The organism is Pseudomonas sp. B329 (genome assembly GCF_023127835.1).
In the GTDB taxonomy this organism is placed as follows: Bacteria; Pseudomonadota; Gammaproteobacteria; order Pseudomonadales; family Pseudomonadaceae; genus Aquipseudomonas; species Aquipseudomonas synxantha_A.
Window position 1 is genome coordinate 41,063 of sequence record NZ_SPKP01000063.1, and the last position, 26,666, is coordinate 67,728.

Below are 26,666 nucleotides of genomic sequence, written 5' to 3' on the forward strand. Positions count from 1 at the left end.
ATCGGGAGCAAGCCCCCTCCCACAGGGAAAGCATGTCGTCTAAAAAATTTGCTTCAGGAGTTTCCAATGGCGAAGAAACCCAAGACAGCCACCTTCATCAAAGACCCGCTCTGGTACAAGGATGCGGTGATTTACCAGGTTCACGTCAAATCCTACTTTGACTCCAACAATGATGGCATCGGTGACTTCCCCGGGCTGATTGCCAAGCTCGACTATATTGCCGACCTTGGCGTGAACACCATCTGGCTATTGCCGTTCTACCCCTCGCCACGTCGCGATGACGGCTACGATATTGCCGAATACCGTGGCGTGCACAGCGACTACGGGACCATGGCCGATGCCAAACGCTTCATCGCCGAGGCGCATAAACGCGGGCTGCGGGTAATTACCGAGCTGGTGATCAACCACACCTCCGACCAGCACCCCTGGTTCCAGCGTGCGCGCAAGGCCAAGCCGGGTTCGGCCGCGCGGGACTTCTACGTGTGGTCGGACGATGACCAGAAGTACGACGGCACGCGCATCATTTTTCTCGATACCGAAAAATCCAACTGGACCTGGGACCCGGTCGCCGGCCAGTACTTCTGGCACCGCTTCTACTCCCACCAGCCCGACCTCAACTTCGATAACCCGCAAGTCATGAAGGCCGTACTGTCGGTGATGCGCTATTGGCTGGACCTGGGCATTGACGGCCTGCGTCTGGACGCCATTCCCTACCTGATCGAACGCGACGGCACCAACAACGAAAACCTGGCTGAAACCCACGACGTCCTCAAGCAGATTCGCGCCGAAATAGATGCCCATTATCCCGACCGAATGCTGCTGGCTGAAGCTAACCAATGGCCCGAAGACACGCAGCTGTATTTCGGTGAGCGCAAAGGCGATGACGGCGATGAATGCCATATGGCCTTCCACTTCCCGCTGATGCCGCGCATGTATATGGCGCTGGCCCAGGAAGACCGCTTTCCCATCACCGATATTCTGCGCCAGACCCCGGAGATTCCCGCCAATTGCCAATGGGCGATCTTCCTGCGCAACCATGATGAGCTGACCCTGGAGATGGTCACCGACAAAGAACGTGACTACCTGTGGAACTACTACGCCGCAGACCGCCGCGCCCGAATCAACCTGGGTATTCGTCGACGCCTGGCGCCGCTGATGGAGCGTGATCGTCGCCGTGTCGAGTTGCTCAACAGCCTGTTGTTGTCGATGCCGGGCACACCGACTTTGTATTACGGCGATGAGATCGGCATGGGTGACAACATCTACTTGGGCGACCGCGACGGTGTGCGTACGCCGATGCAGTGGTCTATCGACCGCAATGGCGGCTTCTCCCGTGCCAACCCGGCCAGCCTTGTATTGCCGCCGATCATGGACCCGCAATACGGTTATCAATCGGTCAACGTCGAGACCCAGGCCCAGGACCCGCATTCGTTGCTGAACTGGACCCGGCGCATGCTCGCGGTGCGCAAGCAGTCCAAGGCCTTTGGCCGTGGCAGCCTGAAAATGCTCTCGCCGACCAATCGGCGCATCCTGGCTTACACCCGTGAATACACGGGGGAAGACGGCCACACCGAAATCATCCTGTGCGTGGCCAATGTGTCGCGCAGCGCCCAGGCGGCGGAGCTGGACTTGTCTGCCTTCGCCGGCATGGTGCCGGTGGAGATGCTCGGCGGTAATGCCTTTCCACCGATTGGCCAGCTGAATTTCCTGCTGACTCTGGCGCCCTATGGCTTTTATTGGTTTGTGCTGGCGACGGAAAACCAGATGCCAAGCTGGCATGTGGAACCGGCGCAGAGCATGCCCGACTTCACCACTCTGGTACTGAAAAAACGCATGGAAGAATTACTCGAAGAGCCTTGCCGCACCAGCCTGGAACAAACCTCATTGCCAGCCTGGTTGCCCAAACGTCGCTGGTTTGCCGGCAAAGACACGGCGATCGACAGCGTGCGCATCGCTTACGGCGTACGTTTTGGCGACCCACAGCACCCGGTATTGCTCAGTGAAGTCGAGGTCAGCAGCGGCGGTCAGGTCAGCCGTTATCAACTGCCGTTGGGCTTTCTCGGCGAAGATCAGGTGAGCAGCGCCTTGCCCCAGCAATTGGCCCTGGCCCGGGTGCGACGTACTCGCCAGGTAGGGTTGGTGACCGATGCCTTCAGCCTTGAGCCTTTCATCCGTGAAGTCATCCAGGCCATGCAGGCAGGGACCGTGCTCAACTCCAGTGAGGGCGATCTGCGGTTTGAGGCGACCGGACACCTGGCCGGGCTGCAACTGACTCACGAATCGCCAGTGCGTTACTTGTCTGCCGAGCAGTCCAACAGTTCGGTGGTGGTGGGCGAAAGCCTGGTGCTCAAGCTGATTCGCAAAGTCAGCGCCGGGGTACACCCGGAGCTGGAAATGAGCGCCTACCTGACCGCCGCCGGCTACCCGAATATCTCGCCTTTGCTGGGCTTTATGAGCCGCCGCGACGCGCAGGGGCAGGACAACCTGCTGATGATTGCCCAGGGCTACCTGAGCAACCAGGGCGATGCCTGGAGCTGGACCCAGAACAACCTGGAACGGGCGATCCGCGACGAGTTGGCCGAGGCCATTTCTGAACAGGAGCAGCACTACAACGCCCTTGGCGAACTGGCGGATTTCGCCGCCGCGCTTGGCCAGCGCCTGGGGGAAATGCATGGTGTGCTGGGTGCGCCAACGGATGACAAGGACTTCAAACCGCAAATCACTACCGCCAAGGATACTCAGGCCTGGGCCAAGGATGTCGGCGCGCAGATCGAGCGTGCGCTGCAATTGCTCAAGCTTCATCAAAGCCAGTTGAACCCCGCTGACCAGGCGTTGGTCAGTGAGTTACTGGTACACAAAAAAACCATCGCCGGGCATGTCCAGGCGTTGGCGAAGGCCACGGTCGGCGGGCTGCGGATTCGTGTCCACGGTGACTTGCACCTGGGCCAGGTGCTGGTGGTCAAGGGCGACGCGTACCTGATCGACTTTGAAGGGGAACCTGCGCGGCCGTTGCATGAGCGGCGCGGCAAGCACAGCCCCTATAAAGATGTGAGCGGAGTGCTGCGCTCCTTTGACTACGCGGCGGCCATGGCCCTGAATGTGCAAGCAGTGGATCAGACACCGCAAGCCAACACTGCGCGCAAGCGCGTCACCGATCGCTATCTGAGTGAAGCCCGCGAGGCATTTACTCAGGCTTATCAGACGGCGACGTCTACACTGGCGCATGATTGGCAGGATGCCAACGGCCAGGACGCAGCGCTGACGTTGTTCAGCCTGGAAAAGGCCGCGTACGAAGTGGCCTACGAAGCGGAAAATCGCCCGACCTGGTTGCCGGTGCCCTTGCAAGGGCTGCATGGCTTGCTGAGCGGGCTTACACCTAAATCGAAACCTGTACGCGGTGGGGAGACGTCATGAGTTTTACACATAAAGAACCGCTGCAGCCCAAGTTGACTGCATTGCCGGCGTCCAAGGACGTCGAAGCGCTGGTACGCGCCGAACACCCGGATCCGTTCTCGATCCTGGGCCCGCATGACGACGAGCAGGGCGGGCAGTTTATTCGCGCCTTTCTGCCTGAGGCGCTCAGCGTTCAGGTACTCAGCCGGGATGGCGGTGAAGTGCTGGGCAGCCTCGAGGCAACCCAGGTGCCTGGCTTGTTTGTCGGGCAGTTCAGCACGCGCCAGCCGTACCTGCTGAAAATCCAGTGGGCGGGCGGTGAACAGATTACCGAAGACCCCTACAGCTTCAGTCAATTGCTGTTGGGGGAAATGGACCTTTACCTGTTTGCCGAAGGCAATCACCGCGACCTGGGCAGTTGCCTGGGGGCCCAGGTGACCAGTGTCGATGGCGTGCAAGGTGTGCGCTTTGCGGTGTGGGCACCGAATGCGCGGCGGGTTTCGGTAGTTGGCGATTTCAATATCTGGGACGGTCGCCGCCATCCGATGCGCCTGCGTCACCCCTCCGGTGTGTGGGAGATTTTTATCCCGCGTTTGCAGCCGGGCGCTGCCTACAAATACGAAATCCTCGGGGCCCATGGGATCCTGCCGCTCAAGGCCGACCCGGTGGCGCTGGCCACCCAACTGCCGCCCGACACGGCCTCCAAGGTCGCCGCACCGTTGCAGGTGGACTGGCAAGACCATGAGTGGATGCAAGCCCGGGGTGACAAGCAGAAATCCACGGCGCCGTTGTCGATCTACGAGCTGCACGTGGGCTCCTGGCAGTGCGAGCTGGACGAGACCGGCGAGGTCGCCCGTCAATACGGCTGGCGTGAACTGGCGGAGCGCTTGATCACCTACGTGCAGCAACTGGGCTTCACCCATATCGAGCTGATGCCGATCATGGAGCACCCCTTTGGTGGTTCCTGGGGCTATCAGGCTTTGTCGCAATTCGCCCCGAGTGCACGCTTTGGATCGCCCGAGGATTTCGCCTGGTTCGTCAATGCCTGTCACCAGGCGGATATCGGCGTGATTCTCGATTGGGTGCCGGCGCATTTCCCCACCGATACCCACGGCCTGGCGCAGTTCGACGGCACAGCGCTGTACGAGTATGCCAACCCGCTGGAGGGCTTTCACCAGGACTGGGACACGCTGATCTACAACCTGGGCCGTACGGAAGTGCACGGCTTCATGCTGGCCTCGGCCCTGCACTGGCTCAAGCATTTTCATGTGGATGGGCTACGGGTGGATGCGGTGGCTTCGATGTTGTACCGCGATTATTCGCGCAAGGCCGGCGAGTGGGTGCCCAACCGCCATGGCGGGCGCGAGAACCTGGAAGCCATCGATTTTCTGCGGCATTTGAACGACGTGGTCGCCCTTGAAGCGCCCGGCGCGCTGGTGATCGCCGAGGAATCGACGGCATGGCCGGGGGTCAGCCAGCCTACCCAGCAAGGTGGCCTGGGGTTCAATTACAAGTGGAACATGGGTTGGATGCATGACTCGCTGCATTACATCCAGCAAGACCCGGTCTACCGTGCCCATCATCACAACGAGCTGAGCTTCGGCCTGGTATATGCCTGGTCCGAGCGGTTTATCTTGCCGATCTCACACGATGAAGTGGTGCACGGCAAGCACTCGCTGATCGACAAGATGCCGGGAGATCGCTGGCAGAAGTTTGCCAACCTGCGCGCCTATCTGAGTTTCATGTGGATGCACCCGGGCAAGAAGCTGTTGTTCATGGGCTGCGAATTTGGCCAGTGGCGCGAATGGAACCACGACCAGCAACTGGACTGGTATCTGCTGCAATACCCTGAGCACCGTGGTGTGCAAAAGCTGGTGGGCGATTTGAACCGCCTGTACCGCGAGGAGCCGGCGCTGCATGAACAGGATGATGCGCCCCAAGGCTTCCAGTGGCTGATTGGCGATGATGCGATCAACAGTGTTTACGCCTGGCTGCGCTGGAGCAAGGATGGCCGGCCGGTGCTGGTGGTTGCTAACTTCACCCCGGTGCCGCGTGAAGGCTATGCGGTTGGGGTGCCGTTCGGCGGGCGTTGGAGTGAGGTAATCAACAGTGATGCGGACACTTACGCCGGTTCCAACTTTGGCAATGGGGGAGAGGTGTTCACCCAGGATGAGCCGCGTCATGGGCAACCGGTGTCGCTGTCGTTGAACCTGCCGCCGCTGGGCGTGTTGATTCTGCGTCCGCAGGAGCTGTAAGGGCGCTGGATTGGCGGATGCAGTTGTTTCCGATACTGGCAGGGTGCCACAATGGCGCCTTTGCCGTCGCAATCGACACAGGCGCATTGCATGAACAGCCTTGGGCATGGGCAAGATCAGGACCCCATCATCGAGCAGCAAGTGCGAACCGACCGGTTGCACCAACTGTTTCGCCAGTCGTTCTCGGCCGTCTTCGGTAGTTATCTGGGGGCCGCCATGCTCTGCTGGCTGTGCTGGGATCGCTTCGATCATCGAATCATTCTGGTATGGCTGGTGCTGCTGGGTTGCTCGTCACTGCTGCGCCTGCACATGTTCGTGCAGTGGTTTCGCTGCCCTGACAGCGAGCGCACCCCAAAGCGTTGGGAGCGGCGTTACTGGATCACGCTGATGTTGTCGGCTGGCATCTGGGGAGGTGGAGCGCTGGCGGTGATGCCGGTCGATGACCGTGTGTCTCAGGTACTGGTGATGCTCTTTACCGTAGGAATGTCAGTCAGTGCGGTGTCCTGCTACTCGGCCTTTCGCTACATGACCTTGAGTTCGATGGCGTTGGTGCTGTTGCCCTGTACGCTGTGGCTGTTGTTCCAGCCGGCGCCGATGCAAGTGGGTGTGGCCCTGGCGGTGCTGGTGTTTTCATCTTTTGTGGTGACGGCCACCTGCAAACTGTCCGATGCGCTGGAAAAAGCCTTCCGCCTGACTCGGCAAATGGAGCGTACACACCGTCTTTCAACCCGCGCGGCCCAAACCGATGAGCGCGACGGGTTTGAAGACCTGCACCGCTAAGGCTCAAGGTCTTGATCAGGTGGCCGTAGCGGTCTGATCCTTGGACATCGCCCTCACCAACGCCCTGGCGACCTGTTCGGCGGAGTAGGGTTTGGCGAGGAACTCAAACCCCTCATAACCGCTGTCCGCCAGCTCTTCGCTGTAGCCTGAGACAAGTACCACCGGCAGGTCCAGACGCCGCTCACGCAGCAGTCTGGCCATCGCAACGCCGGTCATCCCCGGCATGACCACATCCGAAAAAATCGCGTCGAAGGCTCGGGCGTCGTTGCCAGCGAGGGCCAGTGCCTGCTCGGCATTGGTCGCCCAAGTGGTCTTGTAGCCCAGGTCCTTGAGGATCTGGCTGGCGAAACGTCCCACTTCCAGGTTGTCTTCTACGATCAGAACATGCCGTTGGGCAGCCTCCTGCGGCGGTACAAGTTGCTCCTGCTCGTCCTGCTGCGGGGCGGGTTCGCCTTCCACTTGGGGCAAATACAAGGTGAACACAGTGCCCTGGCCGAGGGTACTTGCCACATCGATGTTGCCGCCCGACTGTTTGGCAAAGCCGAAGACTTGCGACAGGCCCAGCCCGGTGCCTTTGCCAACGGCCTTGGTGGTGAAGAACGGCTCGAAGATACGGTCGATGGTGTCGCCGGCAATACCGGTGCCGGTGTCGGTCAGAGAGATGCTGATGTACGGCAGGCGCGACTCGGCGTCACCGCGGATGCGCGGCAGCGCTTGCTGTGTGGCGACCTTGAGGGTCAGGGTGCCCTGGCCGTCCATTGCGTCGCGAGCATTGAGTGCGATGTTGAGCAGCGCGGTTTCGAGCTGGCTGGGGTCAATGCGTGCGTAGCACGGCTGATCGGGCAACTGCACCTGTACATGAATGCGGGCGCCGGTGACACTTTCAAGCATCTCGCCGATGTTGCGTACCCGCTGGCTGACATCCAATACCTGCGGGTTCAACGGCTGGCGACGGGCGAAGGCAAGCAATTGGCTGGTGAGTTTACTGGCCCGCTCCACGGTGTCGGAGACGACGCTCATGTAGCGCTGGCGACGCTCTTGCGACAAGTTCGGTTGGCGCAGGAAGTCCACTGACGAGCGAATGATGGTCAGCAGGTTGTTGAAGTCATGGGCGACGCCGCCGGTCAGTTGGCCGATGGCTTCAAGCTTCTGTGACTGGCGCAGCGCGGCCTCGGCCTGGGCCAGCGCGAGGGTGCGTTCTTCCACGCGCTGCTCCAGTGTGGCGTTGAGTTCGGTGTAGGCCGCCAAACCCTCGCGTACGGCGGCATCGGCGCGCACGCGCTCGATGTGCGCCCAGGACCGTTCGGTCACTTCACCCAACAACGCCAGATCGTAGGGCGACCAGTAGCGGGGCTGTTTGTCATGCACGGCCATCAGCGCCGTGAGACGTCCATCCTTGATCAGCGGCACGCAGATGGTAGCCGTGACGCCCAGCGCCTGGAAGGTTGCCGACTCATCGGCGGGCAGTTCGATCAGGTTATCGCGGATCACCAGGGGCTGACCGGCACGCAGAGCACTCACCGCGCGTTCGCCGAACGCCGCCAGGCTGTAGTGGCCGATGATGCTGGGTGAGCCCTGTGCCGCCCAGTCGCCACGGATAGTGAAGCCATCTTCATCCTCATCCATATCGGCATAGGCGCAAATCGACACTTGCAGGTGTTGCGCCAGCAGTTGGGTGGTCGATGTCATGATGGCTTCGGCGTCGGTGGCGCTGGCCACGGCGTTGCCGATGGCATCCAGCACCGCCAGGCGACGGGCGAGGAATACGGTGGAGGTGGTCTCGGTCACCGTATCGAGCATGCCCACTACGTTGCCTCGGGAGTCGCGGATAGGGCTGTAGCAAAAAGTGAAATACGCCTGTTCCGGCGCACCATTGCGCTTGAGCATCAGCGGGAAGTTTTCAATATAGGTGGCATGGCCGTCGAACGCGGCGCTGGCGATGGGGCTTATCTCGCTCCAGGCCTCGTGCCACACCTCGCTGAAAGGGCGGCCCAATGCCTCCGGCTTGTTGCCCAGGATCGGCCGGAATGCATCGTTGTAGAGCGTAATCAACTCAGGCCCCCAAACAATGGCCTGGGGAAACCTGGAAGCGAAGCACAGCGCGACGGTGGTCTTCAATACATCGGACCACTGCTCCAGCGGGCCGAGGGGCGTACTGGCCCAATCATGCTGGCGGACCCGCTCGGCCATGTCGCTGCTGCCTTGCAGCCAATTCATCATGGGGTCAACACCTTATCTACCGCGGTTCGACTATTGCCTGAAACCTCAGGTTGCCAAGCAACAGACCTGAATGACTGCTACCAGTTCAGCGCGAATATCCAGGTTATTGAGCGGCGAATACACCTGTCCAATAGATGCCCGCATCGCTTTTTGGGTCCATCGCGTAGGCCGCGCCCAATTCGCGAAATTGCGGGTTCATCAGGTTGGCGCAATGGCCGGGGCTGGCGAGCCAACCGTCCACGACTTTGCGTGGGGTATCGAGGCCGGCAGCGATGTTTTCGCCGATGTTCTTCGCGATATACCCGGCCAGTTCGGCGCGGTCACCGGGAGTACGACCGTCGTGGTCCAGGTGGTCGAAGAAGTTGCCGTTGGCCATGTTGCGCGTGTGGCTGTTGGCCGCGCTGGCCAGGGTGTCGTTCCACGACAGCGGCGTGGTCGCGCTGAACGCCTGGGTGCCGCATTGATGTGGTTCGGCGCGCGCAGCGTTGACCAGGTTCAGCAGTTGCTTGCCTTCGGTCTGCCAGTCGCCCAGGCCACTGGTCAGCAGCGGGCGGGCCAGCACGATGCGCCAATCCTGGCCGCTGTTGCTGACGCCGATGTCGACATATTGCGGGTCCAGTACGACCCGGCAGAAGCTTTCGCGCACTGCTTTCATGGCGGCGTCGGCATCCTTGGGCCCGGACAGGCTGATGGCCTGCACGTTGACCATAGGGTACGCAGCCCGCGCCAGCGACTGCTGCAAATCGCCGACATTGGAGGCCGGCAGTACCAGCCGTGTGTCGCTGGTCAGCGGTGGCAGTTCCTGGGAACCCTGGTCACCGCAGCGTTGCACCTGGCTGCGGTATTGGTTGATCTGTTGGACTAACTGACTTTCTTCATTCGCCATCGCGCTGGCGCAGAACACCGTAGTGGCGGCCAGCGTCGTAAGACCCATCATCAATGACAGAACGCGCATGGACGTTACCCTTGAGCTTGAAAGTGCCCATGATGCGCGATCCAGGTGCATCCATGCACCCGTTGGTCCGAACTTTTTTCTTCAGTTCTTGAATGTCGAGTGTTTTGCACCCTGATCGCAGAGGGCGAACACCACCACCAGCAGGGCGGAAATCGCGAGGATAACCACCACGCCATCGGTGGAGTGAGTGGCCGAGGCCGCCACCATCGACAGCGCGCCCAGCGGTGCCAGGCCACCGGCAATCGCGGTGCCGATTTCGCGCCCGGTGCCGAAACCCGATGAGCGCGTCTGGGTCGGGAATTGCCGGCTCAGGAACGAGCCCTGGGGCGCAAACATCATCGGCGCAAGGATACCGGTGCCCACGCCGATGGCCAGATAGATCATCAGGCTTTCACCACTGTTGAGCAGGGCCAGGAACGGGTAGGCGAACAGCAGCGAGCACAGACCGCCGAGCATCAACACGGTCTTGCTACTCCACTTGTCGCACAGCCAGCCAAAGCAAGGCACGGCCACGATGGCCACCAGGCTGGCGATGGTCACCGACAGGGAGGTGACGTGTACATCCACACCTTTGAATTGGGTCAGGTAAGCCAGGGAGAAGGTCTTGAAGATATAGCTCAGGGCGTTGTAGCCAATCGCGACAAAGAACACCACGGCGAGGCCCTTGAGGTCGTTCTTGAACAACGCTTTAAGGGGCGACGGCTTGGCCTTGGCTTTTTCCTTGCTCAGTTCCTCGAACTGCGGGGTTTCCGGAATGCTGTTACGCACCCACAGACCCACGCCCACCAGCAGGATGCTGCAGATAAACGGGATGCGCCAACCGCCGGCCAGCAAGAACTCGTTACCGTTGATGGTCAGCAGGTAAATGGTCAGTGAGGACAGCAACAGGCCCAGGTTCAGCCCCAGTGCCGGCCAGGCACCTTGGCTGCCGCGCTTGCCATGGGAGGCGTGTTCGTAGGAAGTTACCGCGGCGCCCGACAGTTCAGCACCCGCGCCCAGCCCCTGGATGATGCGGATGAACACCAGCAGGATCGGCGCCCAGATACCGATGGAGGCATAGCTGGGGATCAGGCCGATCAGCGTGGTGCACACGCCCATCAGGCAGAAGGTCAGCACCAGCACCTGCTTGCGTCCGAACTTGTCACCCAGGTAGCCGAACAGAATACCGCCGAAAGGGCGGGCGATAAAGCCGATGGCAAAGGTGGAAAAGGCCATCAGCGTGGCCGTTTTCGGGTCGCTGTTATCGAAGAAGATCTTCGAAAACACAATGGCCGCCATGGTGGCGTACAGGTAAAAGTCGTACCACTCCAGCATCGAGCCAAAGATGGTGGCGGCGGCCACTTTGCGCAGGCGCTTGCGGGTTTGTTCGGGCGTTTCGGTGCCGGGGATGGAGGCGGATGCCGACATGCTGGATTTCCTTCTGGTCTTTGTAGTTATTTTTGGGTGAACGGGCAGTACGGGTATTACTGAGGCTGGAACAGACGGTCGGCGATCATCGCGCCGATGGGCATGGCCGAGGTGGCGGCCGGTGAAGGTGCGTTGCACACGTGGAGCATTCGCGGGGTTTGGGCGAATAGGAAATCGTGTACCAGGCTGCCGTCGCGCATGACTGCCTGGGCACGGATACCGGCCTCGTAGGGCAGCAAGTCGTCGAGGGTCAGAGAAGGGCAGTACTTGCGGCACTGCTCCAGGTAGCCGGACTTGAACAAAGAGTTTTTCATCTCGGTGGTGCCGGAGCCGAGGTTCTGCCAGAGGGTTTTCCAGAAACCCGGGAAGCTGGCGTATTGCGCCACATCGCGCCAGTTCACCGAGAACTTGCGGTAGTTCTCGCGGCCCAGGCCCAGCACGGCATTCGGGCCGACGGTGACACTGCCGTCGATCATGCGTGTCAGGTGCACGCCGAGAAACGGCAACTGCGGGTCGGGGATCGGGTAGATCAGGTGGTTGACGATGTTGTTCTTTGCCGCCGGCAAGCGGAAGTATTCGCCACGAAACGGGATGATCTGATGGTCGATACTGATCCCTGCCAGGCGCGCCAGGCGGTCCGATTGCAAACCGGCGCACACCACCAGGTGCCGCGCCTGCCAGGTTTCGCCCTGGGTATGGACCGTGACTTTATCGGTGTCTTCGTGGATCGCAGTGACCGTGCGTTCCAGGCAGATCTGCCCGTCGTTGCGGCGAATCACCTGGGCCATGGTCTCGCACACCTGGCGGTAATCGACAATGCCGGTGGCATCGAGAAACAAGCCGCCCAGGCCGACGATGTTTGGTTCACGCTCGCGCAGTTGCTCGGCATCCAGGCGCTCGACCTGCATACCGTTGAGCTGGGCGCGGGCGTGCAGGGCTTCCATGCGTTGCATTTCCAGGGGGCTGGAGGCCACCAGCAGCTTGCCGCACACCTCGAACTTGATCCCGTGTTCGCGGCAGAACTGCTTGGTGGCTTCGGCACCGCGCCTGCACAGGTCGGCCTTGAGGCTGCCGGGGGCGTAGTAAATGCCGGCGTGGATCACGCCGCTGTTGTGGCCGGTCTGGTGCTTGGCCAGCACCGGCTCCTTTTCCAGGATCACCAGTGATGCGCCGGGTTGGCGCTTGAGCAGTTCCATGGCAGTGGCGAGGCCGACGATGCCGCCGCCGATAATGCAAAAGTCGTGAATCATTGCTGGGAGTACCTAAGGTTAGACATTTTGGTCTGCTTATCAGGTTGTCAGACTAATGTTTTTGTTAAAAAAATGGCGTGTCCGGGGACACGCTTTAAAAAGTCGATCAGTTGATGGGAGGCAGTTCCAGTTGCAAGCGCCGTGCGGATGCACGCAGATGGGCCTCTGCACTGGCAGCGGCGCGTTGGGCATCACCGTCGGCGATGGCCTGATAGAGCTGCTGGTGTTCCTGGGTCGCATCGGCCGAGCCGGTGGCGAAGCGCGAGGCAGAGTTTTCCCAGGCGGTCTTGCGTGCGCTCGCCAGCTGGCTTCTGAGGAAGTCATGGAAGGCCACGAAGTAGTCATTCTTGCTGGCGTCGGCAATGGCGCGGTGGAATTCCACATCGGCCAGGGCTGCGGCTTCAAAGTCGTCGCGATGGTCCTGCATGGCCTGCAAGGCGCTTTCCATGCGTTGCAGGTTGGCGGCGTCACGGCGCTGGGCGGCAATCGAGGCGGCTTGGGTTTCGATCCACAGGCGCACTTCGAACATCTGCGCCAGGTCAGGCCGTCGCCCATTTTGCTGCGGGAAACGGAACACCGTGCCGGCCGGGGTCTGCGAAATGAACGACCCCAACCCCCGGCGGGCGGTGAGAACACCGTCGGCCTTGAGCTGGGCAATGGCCTCGCGCACCACAGAGCGGCTGACGTTGAGCTGTTCAGCCAATTGCTGTTCGGTAGGCAGGCGCGACTCCGGAGCCAGTTGGCCGGATTCGATTTCTGCGCGAATGGCGCTGACAACCCGTACGACAAGCGAGTCGGGGCGCTGGAGCTCAAGCATGATGAAACCTTGGTAGTCAGGTTGTCAGACAATAGTCGTTACGAATTTAGCTTGTCAATATGTGTCCAACACGATCAGTGCAGCAAGATAGGCGGCAAGGCCCGTTACCTGCGTTCACTGTGCGGGCCATGAGCGGCCTGCAACAGGTACAATCGCCGCTGCCTTGACGCGAAACTCCAGGAATTTGCATGTTCAGCCTTACCCGTTACACCACGCCGTGCCCCGAATCGGTCAATAGCCAGATCCTGCAGATGGTGGTGGACAACCTCACCGACATCAGCAGTGTCGCGCTGGCGCCAAGTAACTTGCTCTACAACATCTACCAGTACGCCATCGGGTTTGAGGTGCACTTGTACCTTGAGGCGTTGAATGGCGAGAAGGGCATCGCCGTCGAGCTGGTCGTGGCGATGCAGGACGAAACCGTTGTCGGTTTTTGCCTGTATCTGCCGGTCAAGAACGACCCTCAAGCCTGCGGCATTGCCTTTATGGCGGTGCAGGCCGGCTTTCGTCGCCAGGGCGTGGCGAAGCAAATGCTAGGCGATGTGCTGGCGCGCTATCCCCACGCCGAACTGGCCTGTGCGGTGGAGAAGGTGCCGGCGTTCGAGGCCATGGGTTTTCAAGTGCGCGGCGCACGTGGCACCCAAGTGCTGATGAACACCCGGGACTACGGCACCGATGGCTTGATGGGGGTGTTGGATGTGGCAGCGATCTATCGTTCGCTGGAAGTGCGCCAGATTCATACCTACCTGCTGCAAAAGCACGGCAAGCGCGCCATGGTCGACGCTGAAAAACAGCGTGACCGGCATCTGGATCAGTTGACGCGCAAGGTGCAGCTGTACATCCAGCAGCGTTTTCCTACGATTTGACCCGCTGGACCATCCCCAGGATGGTCGCCAGCAATTCCTGCTGGGCCTCCTCACGGCTGATCTCGCCATTGGCTGCCGCATGAGACAGGGCTTCCGCCGCACCGAGCATAGCGCACAAGCCGGCCTTGGAAACACCGCCGCCCGAGGCGAACGGTGACAGTGCGTTGGAGCACTTTTCCAGGAAGATCGCCTCATATTCGCGCTTGAGTACCGCCAGCTCCGGCGAGCCGCTCAGCGCGGCAATCACTCCGGGGATTTCCCGGCCCTGCAACAGCACGCAATCGACATACGCCGACGCGATCACCCATGCCCGGTCCTCTAGCGTCGCCTTACTGGTGTCGATGGCCTCGGTAAAGACCTGGTCCTGGCGCGCATCGAAATCGGCATACAAAGCAGCCAGCAATCCCGCACGCGTGGTGAAGTGGTCGTAGACCACCGGCTTGGTCACACCTGCCAGCTCCGCCAGGCGGCCCAGGGTCAGGGCGTCGGTGCCTTCCTCGCGCACCAATTGCCACGCCACATCGAGTAATTGGCGCTGGCGATCTTCACGGGACAAGCGCCGACGTGGGGCAGGGGATTCACTGCTTGACATGCTTATATACCAAAAGTAACTTAAGGGGCGTAACTTACTAAACGTAGCTTAATCCTGTCAGGAGTTAAAGTCATGCACGCCTTGATCGTAGTTGCTCATCACGACCGGAAATCGCTCACCCATAGCGTAGCGGCTCAGGTAGGCGCCGGTTTGACCGCCGCCGGCCACACCTTCGAAATCGCCGACCTTGCCGCCGAAGGGTTCGATCCACGCTACACCGCCGCCGACCATCAGGTGCACCGCGCTCATGCAACTCCGCCGGCCGATGTGCTGGCCGAACAGGCGCGTATCGAGCGCGCCGACGCGCTGGTGGTGGCTTTCCCGATCTACTGGTGGTCGATGCCGGCGTTGCTCAAAGGCTGGGTCGACCGCGTGTTCGTCAACGGCTGGGCGATTGATTATGGCCCCGACACACCCGTCGTGAAAAAACTGCGCCACTTGCAGGTGCACCTGCTGGCCCTCGGGGGCGCGGATGACAGCGCTTTCGATCGGCACGGCTATGCCAAGGCCATGCACACCCAGATCGATTACGGCATCTTTGATTACTGCGGGGCGCAGGTGCTGACGTCCAAGCTGCTGCTGGATTCGGAGAGCGGGGGCGCCCAGGCGCATTTGCACACGGCCAAAGCTGTGGGGCAGGGGATGTTCCAGCGCGAGACAGTCGCGGGGTGATTCAGGTGTCGCGAAACAGGTCGTGGGCATCGAGCAAGCGGTAGGCAATCTCGGGGCGTTTTTCCAGGCCGCGGCGGATCGACGCCGGGATCGATTGACGAGTCTTGCGGCACATGCCCGGCAACTCGTCGATAACGATCTGGATCCCGCGCATACTCTTGACCTCGGTATGCCCAGGCGCAATGTGCACGCGGATGCCCAGTTGCTCGTACATCCGCTGCTGCATGTGTTCAAGGTCTTGCAGACTCTTGAGGTTTTCAAGGCGTTCGAGCAGGATTTTTTCCTGCTGTCGCGTCAACTGGAGGATGCGCAGGTCCGCGCCGGGCGCCTCCAGCAGTTGTTCACGCTCGCACACACAGGCGCCGGGAGGGCAGGGTTGGCGAATGGTCATTGACGCTCCCGGCGAAGTTTCACGATCGGCGTGTCAGTAGGTCAATTGAACGCCCAGGCTGCCCAAGGCTTTCCAGTACTCAGGGTAGGTCTTGGCCACGCAGTCCGGGTCCTGGATGCGAATCCCCGAAACTTTCAGCCCGGCCAGGGCAAAGCACATAGCGATGCGGTGGTCGGCGTGGGTGTCGATCAGCGCCGTGCAAGCGGTGCCGGCCAGGGCTGGGTCGCTCGCCACCAGCAGGTCGTCGCCCTCAATGCTCGCCAGGCCTGGGCGGATCTCATTGAGGCCGTCGTGCAGTGCCTGTACACGGTCACATTCCTTGACGCGCAGGTTCGCCAGTTCAGTAAAACGCACCGGGGTGTTGTTGAAAGCGGCGAGCACGGCCAGGGTCGGGATTGCGTCCTGCATTTGCGAACCGACCACCGTGGCTTGCATGTTCGGGAACTGGGCGATCACGGCCTGGGCCTGGGCGTCCGGCTGGGTGAAATCCTGGGCCGCGACACCGATGTCGATACGGCCAGCGGTCAGCACTTCGGCGGCCCACAGGTAGGTAGCGGCCGAGGCGTCGGGTTCGATCAGGTAATCCTGGGCGGTGTAGCCGGTCGGGGCGACGCGCCAGGTGGTATCGTCCACGGCTTCAACCTGGGCGCCAAAGGCGCGCATGCAATCCAGGGTCAGGTCCACGTAGCCACGGGCGCCGATGTCTTTGCCGGTCAACGCCACTTCAATCGGCGCCTCACCACAGGCCGCGAGCATCAGCAGGGCCGATACATACTGGCTGGACAAGCCGCCATCGATCTCAAAGCGCCTGGCTTGTACCTTGCCTGTGCCATGCACGGTCACGGGCGGGCAGCCAGTGGGGCTGTCGACCTGAATTCCGTTTTGGCCGAGGGCGGTCAGCAGCGGGCCAATCGGGCGCTTTTGCATGTATTCATCGCCGTCCAGCACCACGCTGCCTTGCACGGTGGCCACGGCGGCGGTGAGAAAGCGCATGGCAGTCCCGGCGTTACCGAGGAACAGTGGTTGGGGAGGCAATTGCAGCGAGCCTTGGCTGGTGACGACAAACGTGGTGTCGTCTGGCTCATCGATACTCACACCCATCTGACGCAGGGCGACTGACATATGGCGAGTGTCATCGCTTTTCAACGCACCGCTCAAACGGCTGGTGCCCTTGGCCAATGCCGCCAGCAACAGGGCGCGGTTGGTGATGGATTTGGAGCCGGGGGGCGCGACCTTGCCATTGAGAGGAAAGTTGGGCGGTGTAACGGTCACGGTTTTTTGCGAACTCAAGGTACAAGGCTCCTGGTCAAGGCGAGGTGGCGTGGAGTGGCCGACGTGCGGACCCGAATAATCAGGCAAACACGCCATGCTTGTCGAGTGAGCAAGTGATCTGCGTGAATTTTCTGGAATGTGCTCCGATTCAAATGTGGGACGGGGCCAGCAAGCCCGGCTTAACGCTGGCTCAACCAGTAGTCATGCAGCACCCGCGCAGCCGGTTCGATTTCGCTGACCTGCTGTTGATGGGCGTTTATATCCAGGTCCGCCGGAAGTTCGAAATTGTCCTGCTCGGCGCACGCGGTGATTTTTTCCAGTTGCCCGGCTTGTTCGGCGGGCAATGGCGGCCAGTTGCCGATCGTCACACCCCGCACATAACCAAAACACCATTCTTCAGCCAGCGTCACTGCCTGGTCTTGATGTTCGGTTTCATCGAAACGGGCTTTGAATGCCTGGGAGTCGGTGGCCAATTGAGCGGCCAGGGTATTCATATGGCGTACACACAGTTCGAGAAAATCCTGGGCCTCGTCCATGTTGTCCCATTCAGGGTTTTGCCCACCCCAGATCGCCGGGAACCACTCGGCCACGTCCACCTTGGCCGGGCTGGAAACCAGGGCGGTGAAATAACCGTCGAGTTCGGCCATGTTCAGCACCGAGTGGTCTTCACCGTATTTGAGCAAGGTGGCGTCAATGAAGTCGAAATCGGCGGGAGAGAGGGGTTGGGCGTGCATGGCATATCCTTAAAACGTCGAGCGCCGCTGACAGGGGCGGCTTAAAGCGCAAAGGATGGCGTGTGCACCGGGTTTTATCCAGCGTCTTTTCCCTCACCGTGGCCAGTCCCGCTTTTGGCCGATGCGCCGTGGCGCACCCTTGATATAGTCTGGCCTTTCTCAATCGCCAGTCAGGGATCACTGCCATGTCCGAATACCAAGCCTTCGTTGTCGAACTGAGCGGCAACGTTGCCCATGTGCAGATCAATCGCCCGGAAAAGATCAACGCCATGAATGCGGCGTTCTGGACCGAAATCATCGACATCTTCCAATGGATCGACGACACCGATGCCGTGCGCGCCGTGGTGCTCAGTGGTGCGGGCAAGCATTTCTCTTCGGGTATCGACCTGATGATGCTGGCCTCGATAGCCAATGAGTTCAGCAAGGACGTGGGGCGTAATGCGCGCCTGTTACGGCGCAAGATCCTCGAGCTGCAAGCCTCGTTCAATGCGGTCGACCATTGCCGCAAGCCGGTACTCGCCGCGATCCAGGGCTACTGCATTGGCGGGGCCATTGACCTGATCAGCGCCTGCGACATGCGCTACGCGGCCGAGGGCGCGCAGTTCTCGATCAAGGAAATCGACATCGGCATGGCCGCTGACGTAGGCACTTTGCAACGCCTGCCGCGCATCATCGGCGACGGCATGTTGCGTGAGTTGGCTTACACCGGTCGCCAGTTCGGTGCTGAAGAAGCGCGCAGCATCGGCCTGGTCAATCGCGTGTATGCCGATCAGGACAGCCTGCTGGCCGGCGTTATGGAAATCGCCCATGAAATCGCCGCCAAGTCGCCAATCGCCGTGACCGGCACCAAAGCCATGATCAGCTACATGCGTGACCACACAGTCAATGACGGCCTGGAATACGTTGCCACCTGGAACTCGGCTATGTTGCAATCCAACGACTTGCGCGTGGCCATTGCGGCCCATATGAGCAAGCAGAAACCCGAATTCGTGGATTGACTGATATGACCCCAGGCTGGATTACCACAACGCTGCTGGATAACGACGCCGTCGGCGGCTGGGCCGTCGCCCGCAGCCGTGAGGGCTTTTTGCATGACGCCAATGGCCCTCTGTTCCCTCGGGAGTGGCTTAAGCGTCAGGACCTGCCGGTGTTCGCTGAACACGGCATCGGCCACCTCGATGGTGAACCGGTGTACTTGCTGGAACTCGACAGTGCTGCCGATGTGCCAGGGTGCAGTTGGCAGGGGCTGCGCGGTTTCATGCTACAGGGCGATCACACTCTCTACAGAGTGCTGGGCTACGCCGCCCAGATCGGCACCTGGGCGCGGGAGCATCGTTTCTGCGGCAGTTGCGGCCAGGCCATGGTTCAGGTCCCGCGGGAGCGGGCGATGTACTGCGCGCCTTGCGACCTGCGCAGCTACCCACGGATTTCGCCGAGCATGATCGTGCTGGTGACCCGTGGTGACGAGATTCTTCTGGCGCGCTCGCCACGGTTCGTCACAGGGGTCTACAGCACCTTGGCCGGCTTTGCCGAACCCGGCGAATCGGCCGAAGACTGCCTGATCCGCGAAGTGCGCGAGGAAGTGCAGATAGAAGTGAAGAATATCCAGTACATGGGCAGCCAGTGCTGGCCGTTCCCCCATTCGATGATGCTGGGTTTCCACGCCGAGTACGCCGGTGGCGACATCGTGCCCCAGGCCGACGAGATCGAGGATGCGCAGTGGTTCAACATCCACGAACTGCCGCCGTTGCCGGCGTCACGTTCGATTGCTCGTTACCTGATCGACCTCTACGTGGCCCGCCGCTTAGGCCACGCTGAACCAGTGCTGCCAGGCTAGGCGTACGGTCAGGCCCAGCACCACGGTGATAAACACCGGGCGAATGAATTTGGCGCCGCCGCTGATTGCGCTGCGTGCGCCAAAGAACGCGCCACACATCACTGACACGCCCATCGCCAGCCCGACGATCCAGTCTACCGAGCCATTGATGATAAACACCGTCAGCGCCGCCGCGTTGCTGACGAAGTTCATGCTGCGCGCGACGCCGCTGGCCTTCACCAGGTCGATGGGGTGCAGCAGCATCGTGCTGACGGTCCAGAATGCACCGGTGCCAGGCCCGGCCACGCCGTCGTAGAAGCCCAGGCCAAAGCCCTGGGTGGCCTGCCATTTCTTCTTGATCGGTGCTTCGGCATCCACCGGCGCCTTTGGCGTACCGCCGAACAACAGGTACACCCCGCAGGCAAAGACGATCACCGGCAGCATCTTGTTCAGGGTTTCGGCGGGCAGGTAGTGGGCGACCACCGCACCGGTCAGCGCGCCGATCAATGTACCGACGATGGCGTGCACCCATTGGCGCGGGTGGAACAGCTTGCGCCGGTAAAAGGTGAAACTGGCGGTGGCCGAGCCGAAGGTGGAGCTGAGTTTGTTGGTGCCCAGTACCAGGTGAGGCGGCATACCGGCGGTGAGCAGGGCCGGTGTGGTCAGCAGCCCGCCGCCGCCGGCGATGGCGTCGATAAAACCGGCGATAAAGGCAACGACGGCCAGGATGGCCAGGGTGGTGAGGTCAACGCTGAGTTCGAAGGGCATGGGCAGGGCTTATTGTTGGAGGTGCGCTATGCGAAGGCCGCCATCTTACCTGCCGAATGCACGCAGAACCAAATGTGGGAGCAAGCCCCTCCCACATTTTTAAATCCGTCTGCTTGGCTATTTGTGGGTTCCCAGCCACTCCAGCGCCGTACGCCAGATGCAAATGCCCAGGAAATACGCCGACATCAGCGACCACAATCCGAACGTCCACGGGTTGGTGTTGGGATAGTCCACCACCATCAAAAAGCTGCACAGTAACCAGATCGTAGTCACCGCAATATTGATCGGCATGAAGCGCTTGACCCGGAATGGGTGCAAAAACTTCATCGGTGTCACGGTCAGCAGGGCCAGGCCGATCACGGTCAGCAAGGTGACCCAGGCGTCAGGCTGGATGATGTACACGCACAGGGCGACCACGTTCCAGGCGGCGGGGAAGCCGACGAAGTAGTTGTCCTTGCTCTTCATGTTCACATTGCAAAAGCAGAACAGCGAAGACACCAGAATCACCGACACCGTAAACAGGTGGGTAAATTCCGGCAGGTCGATATAGCGGTAGATAAACAGTGCGGGGATGAACACATAGGTGAGGTAATCGATCACCAGGTCCAGGACCGAGCCGTCAAAGCTGGGCAATACCGTGCTGACATTCACCCGTCGTGCCAGCGAGCCATCGACGCCATCCACCACCAGCGCCAGGCCCAGCCACAGCAGGCACGCCTTGGGGGAGTTTTCCAGCAGCGCCAGGGTGGCCAGGAAGGCCAGTACCACTCCGGTGGCAGTAAAGCCGTGGGCGCCCCAGGCTTTGAGTCTGGCTACATGCAGGGTCGATATCACGGGCGGTTCTCCAAAAGGTCAAACGGGGCAGCCGACAACGTAGCGCCGTCGAGTCTGGCCGGGGAATGCAGGTATCGACCGGGAAGAGGGGGATAAGGTTCACCGCCCGGTGTCTGCGTAAGCGTAGCAAGCGTAGGACGATTCGGCATCAACCCTGACGGAACACCAGGGCCTTCAGCCCACTTTGCGGATCGACGTCGGGGAATTCCGGCGGGTTGTCCAGGCGCTGCACGAAGCGCAGGCCCGGTGCCTCGCGGGTTACACCGTCGATCAGGAAATCTTCGCCGAAGGCTGGGTCGTTCATACACGCCAGCACCGTACCTTGGGCGGTGAGCAAGTCCGGCAGGCGGCGCAGCACGCGCTGGTAGTCCTTGGTCAGCAGGAAACTGCCTTTCTGGAACGACGGCGGGTCGATGATCACCAGATCGTAAGGGCCGCTGCGGGTGACCTTGGCCCAGGACTTGAACAAGTCGTGGCCCAGGAAGGTGACTTTGCCCAGGTCATGCCCGTTCAGGCGATGGTTGTCGCGGCCACGACTGAGGGCGCCACGGGCCATGTCCAGGTTCACCACATGGTCGGCGCCGCCTTCGATGGCGGCCACCGAAAAACCGCAGGTATAGGCAAACAAATTCAGCACGCGCTGGCCTTGGGCCTGTTCGCGCACCCAGTTGCGCCCGTAGCGCATGTCGAGAAATAGCCCGCTGTTCTGCTTTTTACCCAGGTCGATCAGGTACCGCAGGCCGCCCTCGGTGATGGTCAGCTCATCGATGGCCTCACCCACTAACCACTCGGTGGTGCTTTGCGGCAGGTAGCGGTGTTGCAGCGCCACTGTGTGCGCGCCAAAGCTCGCCCAGTCGATGTTCAGCAGCGTCTGCTTGAGGGCTTGCAGGTGCTCGGTTTCCTTGAACAGCGCCACCAGCACCACCCCTTGCAGCCAGTCCACCGTCAGTTGTTCCAGGCCCGGCCAGCAACGGCCACGGCCATGGAACAGGCGCCGGGTTTCCACCGGTGCGTCAGCCAGGGCGGTCAGCAAGTGGGCGTGAAGGGTAGCGAGTGCGTCTGGGTTCATCGTTGTGCGTCAGTCATCGGGCGGGCGGCATTTTAAACACAATTGCCGGGTTTGCGGGTGCATGAGCACAACGTGCTGGAATAAAGCCGATCTACAGTGATTCATGCTCAAAATTCTGTTGGGTGAGCCTGATAACAGGCAAAAAATCCTTCAGCACCGACATAAACTGGAAAAAAAGTCCGGAGGTGCCCATGAACGGTTTCGCCCACGCAGTCAATCACACGGCGCAGGATCAGCAGGAGCTGGATGAGTGGCGTGATGCCCTGGCCTCGCTGGTGGCCAATGCCGGCCCCGCCCGGGCCCGCGAGATTCTCGACCTGCTGGCCCGCGAAGGCGGTGCGCCGGGCATCGACTGGAAACCCCGCCACGGCACACCGTATATCAACAGCATCAGCGTCGAGCAGCAGCCGGCTTTTCCCGGCGACCTGGCCACCGAAGAGCGCCTCGCCTCGCTGGTGCGCTGGAATGCCCTGGCCATGGTGGTGCGCGCCAATCAGGCGTATGGCGAACTGGGCGGGCATATCGCCAGTTACGCCAGCGCCGCGGATTTGTTCGAAGTGGGCTTCAACCACTTTTTCCGCGCCCGCAGCGAGCAATCCGGCGGTGACCTGGTGTTCTACCAGCCCCATTCGGCGCCCGGTATTTATGCCCGTGCCTACCTTGAAGGGCGCCTGACAGAACAGGATCTGGCCCACTACCGCCAAGAAATCGGTGGGCCGAAGGAGGGCGCTCGCGGGCTGTCCAGCTATCCCCATCCATGGTTGATGCCCGACTTCTGGCAGTTCCCCACCGGTTCCATGGGCATTGGCCCCATCAGCTCGATTTTCCAGGCGCGCTTTATGCGTTACCTGCAGCACCGCAGCTTGCAGGACACCTCGGACCGCCATGTATGGGGCGTGTTCGGCGACGGCGAAATGGACGAACCGGAAAGCATGTCAGCCCTGACCCTGGCCGCCCGCGAGGGCCTGGACAACCTGACCTGGGTCGTCAACTGCAACCTGCAACGCCTCGACGGCCCGGTACGCGGTAATGGACGCATCATCGACGAGTTGGAGGCATTGTTCAGCGGCGCCGGTTGGAATGTGATCAAACTGGTGTGGGGCTCGGACTGGGATGCGTTGCTCGCCAAGGATGTCGACGGCTCATTGGTCCGAACCCTTTCGCAGACCGTGGATGGCCAGTTCCAAACCTTCGCCGCCAAGGATGGCGCCTATAATCGCGAGCATTTTTTTGGCCAGAGTGAATCCCTGGCCAAGCTGGTCGAGAGCCTGAGCGATGAGCAGATCGACCGCCTCAAGCGTGGCGGCCATGACATGGTCAAGATCCACGCCGCTTACCACGCTGCCCGCCGGACCAAGGGCAAACCCACGGTGATCCTGGCCCAGACCAAAAAGGGCTTTGGCATGGGCGAAGCCGGGCAGGGCAAGATGACCACTCACCAACAGAAGAAGCTTGATCGCCAGGCGCTGATTGCCTTTCGCAATCGCTTCCAATTGCCGCTGTCGGATGAGCAGGTCGAGTCCTTGAGTTTTTTCAAGCCGGCCGATGACAGCCTGGAATTGCGCTACCTGCACCAGCGCCGCAACGCCCTGGGCGGTTATGTGCCCAGCCGCAGCCAGCTTGCCGCGCGTGTCAGTGTGCCGTCGATGAGCGGTTATGCGGGTTTCGCCACGGCCGCTGAAGGCAAGGAAATGTCTACCACCATGGCCTTCGTCCGTATGCTCACCCACTTGCTCAAAGACGGACAATTGGGGCCGCGCATCGTACCCATCGTTGCCGACGAGGCGCGTACGTTCGGCATGGCCAACCTGTTCAAGCAGATTGGCATCTACTCCAGTGTCGGCCAGCACTATGAGCCGGAAGACATCGGCTCGATCCTCAGTTACCGCGAAGCCACCGACGGGCAGATCCTGGAAGAAGGCATCAGCGAAGCCAGCGCCATCAGTTCCTGGGTGGCCGCCGCGACCAGTTACTCGGTGCATGGCCTGCGCATGTTGCCCTTCTATATCTATTACTCGATGTTCGGTTTTCAGCGCGTGGGCGACCTTATCTGGGCAGCTGCCGACCAGCGTGCCCGGGGCTTCCTGCTCGGCGCCACGGCCGGGCGCACCACCCTGGGCGGCGAAGGTTTGCAGCATCAGGACGGCAGCAGCCACCTTGCTGCCGCCGCCGTGCCCAATTGCCGCGCCTATGATCCGGCGTTCGCCGGTGAGTTTGCGGTGATCCTCGACCACGGTATGCGTCGGATGCTGGAGCAGGATGTCGACGAGTTCTACTACGTGACGCTGATGAACGAAAACTACGCGCAACCCAGCCTGCCGGAAGGCGTGGAAGGCGCGATCATCAAGGGCATGTATCGCTTGCAGGGTACGCAGGACGCGCAGGTGCGCCTGCTCGGCTCCGGCACGCTGGTGCGTGAGGCCCTGGCGGCGGCGCAGTTGCTGATGGACGACTGGCAGGTGCAAAGCGCGGTGTACAGCGTCACCAGCTTCAGTGAACTGGCGCGGGAAGCGAGAGAGGTGGAGCGCTGGAATCGCCTGCATCCGCAGGGCATCAAGCGTGTCAGTCATTTGCATGACTGTTTGCCCAAAGGCGCGTCGGTGATTGCCGTGTCCGACTATGTGCGGGGAGTGCCGCAGATGATTGGCTCGTACGTGGATTCGGGCTACACCGTGCTCGGCACCGATGGGTTCGGGCGCAGCGATACACGGGCGGCGTTGCGTGATTTCTTTGAGGTGGATCGGCACCATATTGTGCTGGCAGCGTTGACGGCATTGGTGGAGCAGGGGAGTTTGGCGCCGGCGGTGTGTCAGCGCGCGATTCATCTCTACGGGTTGCAGCCAGAACGGGATGCGCCCTGGACCTGCTGATTGGGGAGGGGGGCAAGTCGAAGCGTCGCACCGCCCCTCCCACATTAGACTGTGGCGATCAAGGCTGGCCCGAAGGCATCCTTGAGGAATCCAGGGGCGATATAGCGCTCGTAATGCGCCTCTGAAAGCAGAAAGAATTCCCGATCTATCGCATCGCGCAAATCCGCCAGGTGGCGCTCGCGAAACTCCGGCAGCAATGCCAACCCATAGGCATCCAGCCTGGAAATCACCCGTGCACCCCGCGCGATCAGCTGGTATGCCCAGCAATACGGCGACTGGTGCGGCATGAAGCGAATCTTGCGGGCCTCCAACTGCTGTCGCAGGCAGTGTGGGTCGAAAACCTCTAGCTTGCTGGCCATCACCTGCACCAGTAGCTGTTCCAGACGCAGCCACACCGCCTGTTTTTCCTCGGGGTTATAGCCATTCCACTGGATCACCTCGTGGTGATAGCGCTTGCAGCCCCGACAGACCAGATCACCGTAGACGGTGGAGCACAGGCCGACGCAAGGGGTCTTGATGGAGTGCGGCATTTTCAAGCCTTTGAAGAAAGTGTAAGCGTGTTTAGTCGGTGTTTCTGCGTCGCCAAATGGGCAACGATGGCTTCAATCCATTGCGAGCGACACCCATGAGAGCATCGATCAAACCCTGGCTGTATGCCGTGATGTTCACCGCTGTTGCCGGCTGTTCCAACCCACCCACTCAAAGAGACATCGCCATGCCCAAACCCCTGGTATCCCTCGCCGTACTCAAGGCCAAACCTGGCCAAGAACACGCGCTCAAGACTGGCTTGCTGAGCCTGATCGAACCGACGCGGGCCGAACCTGGCAATCTGGATTACGTGTTGTTCGAGCGACGCGATGAACCCGGCACGTTCTATATGCGCGAGGCATTCAAGAGCCAGGCAGCACTGGATGAGCATTTTGCCACGCCGTACTTCCAGCACTTTGCCGCCACGGCGGATGCGTTGCTCAGCGAGCCGTTGCAGTTGATTTTCCTGGAGCAGGTGTCGAACTGAAGCCGTTGACTGCAGGAGCGAGCTTGCTCGCTCCTGCAGGGTTACGTCAGTCCCAGCTCAGCGCGCCACCTGTTTGATACTCGATCACACGGGTTTCGAAGAAGTTTTTCTCTTTCTTCAAGTCCATGATCTCGCTCATCCACGGGAACGGGTTAGTCGTGCCTGGGTACTCTTCCTTCAAGCCAATCTGCGACAGGCGACGGTTGGCGATGAACTTGAGATAGTCCTCCATCATCGCCGCATTCATGCCCAACACACCGCGAGGCATGGTGTCGCGAGCGTATTCAATCTCCAGCTGCGTCCCCTGCAGAATCATCTGGGTCGCTTCTTCCTTCATCTCGGCATCCCACAAGTGCGGGTTTTCGATTTTGATCTGGTTGATCACATCGATACCGAAGTTCAGGTGCATCGACTCGTCGCGCAGGATGTACTGGAACTGCTCGGCCACGCCGGTCATTTTGTTGCGGCGGCCCATGGACAGGATCTGGGTGAAGCCGCAGTAGAAGAAGATGCCTTCCAGGACGCAGTAGTAGGCGACCAGGTTGCGCAGCAGTTCTTTATCGGTCTCGACAGTGCCGGTTTCGAACTTCGGATCGGAGATCGAGCGGGTGTATTTCAGGCCCCAGGCGGCTTTTTTAGCGACCGATGGAATCTCGTGGTACATGTTGAAGATCTCGCCTTCATCCATGG

At 60.8% G+C, this 26,666-nt stretch carries 22 protein-coding genes and 1 pseudogene; 9 read left to right on the forward strand and 14 right to left on the reverse strand.

Going from position 1 to position 26,666, the window contains the following annotated elements:
* The first annotated feature begins 66 nt into the window (after positions 1–66).
* From treS to E4P00_RS27335, 3 genes and pseudogenes are all read left to right on the forward strand, one after another.
* On the forward strand, positions 67–3,414 hold the full coding sequence (treS, locus tag E4P00_RS27325) for a maltose alpha-D-glucosyltransferase (RefSeq protein WP_032875730.1): 3,348 nt from the start codon (positions 67–69) through the stop codon (positions 3,412–3,414).
* Positions 3,411–5,648, forward strand: coding sequence for a 1,4-alpha-glucan branching protein GlgB (gene glgB, locus E4P00_RS27330; protein ID WP_248133374.1), 2,238 nt, complete (start codon positions 3,411–3,413; stop codon positions 5,646–5,648). The genes treS and glgB overlap by 4 nt, the downstream gene beginning before the upstream one ends.
* 51 nt (positions 5,649–5,699) lie before the next feature.
* Positions 5,700–6,398, forward strand: a pseudogene (locus E4P00_RS27335) (GGDEF domain-containing protein); the annotation flags it as partial.
* 45 nt (positions 6,399–6,443) lie between these two features.
* On the opposite strand, the gene E4P00_RS27340 reads toward E4P00_RS27335, so the two are convergent.
* The 5 genes from E4P00_RS27340 to E4P00_RS27360 all read right to left on the reverse strand — a co-directional run bounded on the left by E4P00_RS27340 (position 6,444) and on the right by E4P00_RS27360 (position 13,077).
* Complete coding sequence (locus E4P00_RS27340) at positions 6,444–8,648, reverse strand: GAF domain-containing protein (RefSeq protein WP_248133375.1); 2,205 nt, start codon at positions 8,646–8,648, stop codon at positions 6,444–6,446.
* A gap of 103 nt (positions 8,649–8,751) precedes the next feature.
* On the reverse strand, positions 8,752–9,603 hold the full coding sequence (locus tag E4P00_RS27345) for a CAP domain-containing protein (RefSeq protein ID WP_005788547.1): 852 nt from the start codon (positions 9,601–9,603) through the stop codon (positions 8,752–8,754).
* Positions 9,604–9,684: 81 nt separating this feature from the next.
* Positions 9,685–11,010: an MFS transporter gene (locus tag E4P00_RS27350; protein ID WP_248133376.1), complete on the reverse strand. Its 1,326-nt coding sequence runs from the start codon at positions 11,008–11,010 to the stop codon at positions 9,685–9,687.
* Positions 11,011–11,066: 56 nt separating this feature from the next.
* Positions 11,067–12,260, reverse strand: a complete 1,194-nt coding sequence (gene lhgO, locus E4P00_RS27355) for an L-2-hydroxyglutarate oxidase (protein ID WP_216091296.1) — start codon at positions 12,258–12,260, stop codon at positions 11,067–11,069.
* A gap of 106 nt (positions 12,261–12,366) precedes the next feature.
* Entirely contained in the window at positions 12,367–13,077 is a 711-nt protein-coding gene (locus tag E4P00_RS27360; protein ID WP_248133377.1) for a FadR/GntR family transcriptional regulator, read from the reverse strand.
* A 188-nt stretch (positions 13,078–13,265) separates the two neighbouring features.
* Here E4P00_RS27360 and E4P00_RS27365 point away from each other — a divergent pair, with 188 nt between their 5' ends.
* Entirely contained in the window at positions 13,266–13,943 is a 678-nt protein-coding gene (locus E4P00_RS27365) for a GNAT family N-acetyltransferase (RefSeq protein ID WP_248092360.1), read from the forward strand.
* On the opposite strand, the gene E4P00_RS27370 is transcribed toward E4P00_RS27365, so the two are convergent.
* Positions 13,933–14,535 carry a TetR/AcrR family transcriptional regulator gene (locus E4P00_RS27370; protein WP_248133378.1) on the reverse strand — a complete coding sequence of 201 codons (603 nt, stop codon included), beginning with the start codon at positions 14,533–14,535 and terminating at the stop codon, positions 13,933–13,935. The genes E4P00_RS27365 and E4P00_RS27370 overlap by 11 nt on opposite strands.
* Before the next feature lie 72 nt (positions 14,536–14,607).
* Here E4P00_RS27370 and E4P00_RS27375 point away from each other — a divergent pair, with 72 nt between their 5' ends.
* On the forward strand, positions 14,608–15,207 hold the full coding sequence (locus E4P00_RS27375; protein WP_005788541.1) for an NAD(P)H-dependent oxidoreductase: 600 nt from the start codon (positions 14,608–14,610) through the stop codon (positions 15,205–15,207).
* 1 nt (position 15,208) lies between these two features.
* On the opposite strand, the gene E4P00_RS27380 is transcribed toward E4P00_RS27375, so the two are convergent.
* The 3 genes from E4P00_RS27380 to E4P00_RS27390 form a co-directional block, all read right to left on the reverse strand.
* Entirely contained in the window at positions 15,209–15,598 is a 390-nt protein-coding gene (locus E4P00_RS27380) for a hypothetical protein (RefSeq protein ID WP_005788540.1), read from the reverse strand.
* 33 nt (positions 15,599–15,631) lie between these two features.
* Positions 15,632–16,888: a 3-phosphoshikimate 1-carboxyvinyltransferase gene (locus E4P00_RS27385; RefSeq protein WP_032875703.1), complete on the reverse strand. Its 1,257-nt coding sequence runs from the start codon at positions 16,886–16,888 to the stop codon at positions 15,632–15,634.
* Positions 16,889–17,049: 161 nt separating this feature from the next.
* The gene (locus E4P00_RS27390) at positions 17,050–17,604 is read right to left on the reverse strand and encodes a UPF0149 family protein (protein ID WP_248133379.1); all 555 of its coding nucleotides are present in this window, start codon (positions 17,602–17,604) and stop codon (positions 17,050–17,052) included.
* A 185-nt stretch (positions 17,605–17,789) separates the two neighbouring features.
* On the opposite strand from E4P00_RS27390, the gene E4P00_RS27395 reads away from it, so the two are divergent.
* Together E4P00_RS27395 and nudC are read left to right on the forward strand one after the other, a co-directional pair.
* Entirely contained in the window at positions 17,790–18,602 is an 813-nt protein-coding gene (locus tag E4P00_RS27395; protein WP_032875698.1) for a crotonase/enoyl-CoA hydratase family protein, read from the forward strand.
* Positions 18,603–18,607: 5 nt separating this feature from the next.
* Positions 18,608–19,441, forward strand: coding sequence for an NAD(+) diphosphatase (gene nudC, locus E4P00_RS27400; RefSeq protein WP_005788532.1), 834 nt, complete (start codon positions 18,608–18,610; stop codon positions 19,439–19,441).
* Here the strand turns inward: nudC and E4P00_RS27405 are convergent.
* From E4P00_RS27405 to E4P00_RS27415, 3 genes are all read right to left on the reverse strand, one after another.
* Positions 19,409–20,188, reverse strand: coding sequence for a TSUP family transporter (locus E4P00_RS27405; protein ID WP_005788530.1), 780 nt, complete (start codon positions 20,186–20,188; stop codon positions 19,409–19,411). The genes nudC and E4P00_RS27405 overlap by 33 nt on opposite strands.
* A gap of 117 nt (positions 20,189–20,305) precedes the next feature.
* Complete coding sequence (gene pcsA, locus E4P00_RS27410; RefSeq protein ID WP_005788529.1) at positions 20,306–21,022, reverse strand: phosphatidylcholine synthase; 717 nt, start codon at positions 21,020–21,022, stop codon at positions 20,306–20,308.
* Between the two features lie 148 nt (positions 21,023–21,170).
* The gene (locus E4P00_RS27415; RefSeq protein ID WP_078821446.1) at positions 21,171–22,091 is read right to left on the reverse strand and encodes a class I SAM-dependent methyltransferase; all 921 of its coding nucleotides are present in this window, start codon (positions 22,089–22,091) and stop codon (positions 21,171–21,173) included.
* Positions 22,092–22,282: 191 nt separating this feature from the next.
* Between E4P00_RS27415 and mdeB the strand changes: the two genes are divergently transcribed.
* Positions 22,283–24,961: an alpha-ketoglutarate dehydrogenase gene (gene mdeB / locus E4P00_RS27420; RefSeq protein ID WP_248133380.1), complete on the forward strand. Its 2,679-nt coding sequence runs from the start codon at positions 22,283–22,285 to the stop codon at positions 24,959–24,961.
* A 44-nt stretch (positions 24,962–25,005) separates the two neighbouring features.
* Here mdeB and E4P00_RS27425 read toward each other — a convergent pair whose 3' ends face one another.
* Positions 25,006–25,491, reverse strand: coding sequence for a DUF1289 domain-containing protein (locus E4P00_RS27425; protein ID WP_032875684.1), 486 nt, complete (start codon positions 25,489–25,491; stop codon positions 25,006–25,008).
* Positions 25,492–25,676: 185 nt separating this feature from the next.
* On the opposite strand from E4P00_RS27425, the gene E4P00_RS27430 reads away from it, so the two are divergent.
* A complete protein-coding gene (locus E4P00_RS27430) occupies positions 25,677–25,976 on the forward strand; it encodes a putative quinol monooxygenase (protein WP_032875681.1) in 300 nt (99 codons plus the stop codon).
* Between the two features lie 46 nt (positions 25,977–26,022).
* Here the strand turns inward: E4P00_RS27430 and E4P00_RS27435 are convergent.
* Positions 26,023–26,666, reverse strand: a 644-nt coding sequence (locus E4P00_RS27435) for a ribonucleotide-diphosphate reductase subunit beta (protein WP_248133381.1), incomplete at its 5' end; no start/stop codon positions are given.

What these genes read in the sequence shown, in the direction of transcription:
- E4P00_RS27360 (WP_248133377.1), bottom strand. Translation starts at nt 13,077, where the DNA reads ATGCTTGAGCTCCAGCGCCCCGACTCGCTTGTCGTACGGGTTGTCAGC.
- E4P00_RS27365 (WP_248092360.1), top strand. Translation starts at nt 13,266, where the DNA reads ATGTTCAGCCTTACCCGTTACACCACGCCGTGCCCCGAATCGGTCAAT.
- mdeB (WP_248133380.1), top strand. Translation starts at nt 22,283, where the DNA reads ATGAACGGTTTCGCCCACGCAGTCAATCACACGGCGCAGGATCAGCAG.
- E4P00_RS27375 (WP_005788541.1), top strand. Translation starts at nt 14,608, where the DNA reads ATGCACGCCTTGATCGTAGTTGCTCATCACGACCGGAAATCGCTCACC.
- E4P00_RS27415 (WP_078821446.1), bottom strand. Translation starts at nt 22,091, where the DNA reads ATGAACCCAGACGCACTCGCTACCCTTCACGCCCACTTGCTGACCGCC.
- E4P00_RS27430 (WP_032875681.1), top strand. Translation starts at nt 25,677, where the DNA reads ATGCCCAAACCCCTGGTATCCCTCGCCGTACTCAAGGCCAAACCTGGC.
- E4P00_RS27370 (WP_248133378.1), bottom strand. Translation starts at nt 14,535, where the DNA reads ATGTCAAGCAGTGAATCCCCTGCCCCACGTCGGCGCTTGTCCCGTGAA.
- E4P00_RS27345 (WP_005788547.1), bottom strand. Translation starts at nt 9,603, where the DNA reads ATGCGCGTTCTGTCATTGATGATGGGTCTTACGACGCTGGCCGCCACT.
- E4P00_RS27405 (WP_005788530.1), bottom strand. Translation starts at nt 20,188, where the DNA reads ATGCCCTTCGAACTCAGCGTTGACCTCACCACCCTGGCCATCCTGGCC.
- E4P00_RS27340 (WP_248133375.1), bottom strand. Translation starts at nt 8,648, where the DNA reads ATGATGAATTGGCTGCAAGGCAGCAGCGACATGGCCGAGCGGGTCCGC.
- E4P00_RS27395 (WP_032875698.1), top strand. Translation starts at nt 17,790, where the DNA reads ATGTCCGAATACCAAGCCTTCGTTGTCGAACTGAGCGGCAACGTTGCC.
- E4P00_RS27380 (WP_005788540.1), bottom strand. Translation starts at nt 15,598, where the DNA reads ATGACCATTCGCCAACCCTGCCCTCCCGGCGCCTGTGTGTGCGAGCGT.
- lhgO (WP_216091296.1), bottom strand. Translation starts at nt 12,260, where the DNA reads ATGATTCACGACTTTTGCATTATCGGCGGCGGCATCGTCGGCCTCGCC.
- E4P00_RS27425 (WP_032875684.1), bottom strand. Translation starts at nt 25,491, where the DNA reads ATGCCGCACTCCATCAAGACCCCTTGCGTCGGCCTGTGCTCCACCGTC.
- nudC (WP_005788532.1), top strand. Translation starts at nt 18,608, where the DNA reads ATGACCCCAGGCTGGATTACCACAACGCTGCTGGATAACGACGCCGTC.
- glgB (WP_248133374.1), top strand. Translation starts at nt 3,411, where the DNA reads ATGAGTTTTACACATAAAGAACCGCTGCAGCCCAAGTTGACTGCATTG.
- treS (WP_032875730.1), top strand. Translation starts at nt 67, where the DNA reads ATGGCGAAGAAACCCAAGACAGCCACCTTCATCAAAGACCCGCTCTGG.
- E4P00_RS27350 (WP_248133376.1), bottom strand. Translation starts at nt 11,010, where the DNA reads ATGTCGGCATCCGCCTCCATCCCCGGCACCGAAACGCCCGAACAAACC.
- E4P00_RS27390 (WP_248133379.1), bottom strand. Translation starts at nt 17,604, where the DNA reads ATGCACGCCCAACCCCTCTCTCCCGCCGATTTCGACTTCATTGACGCC.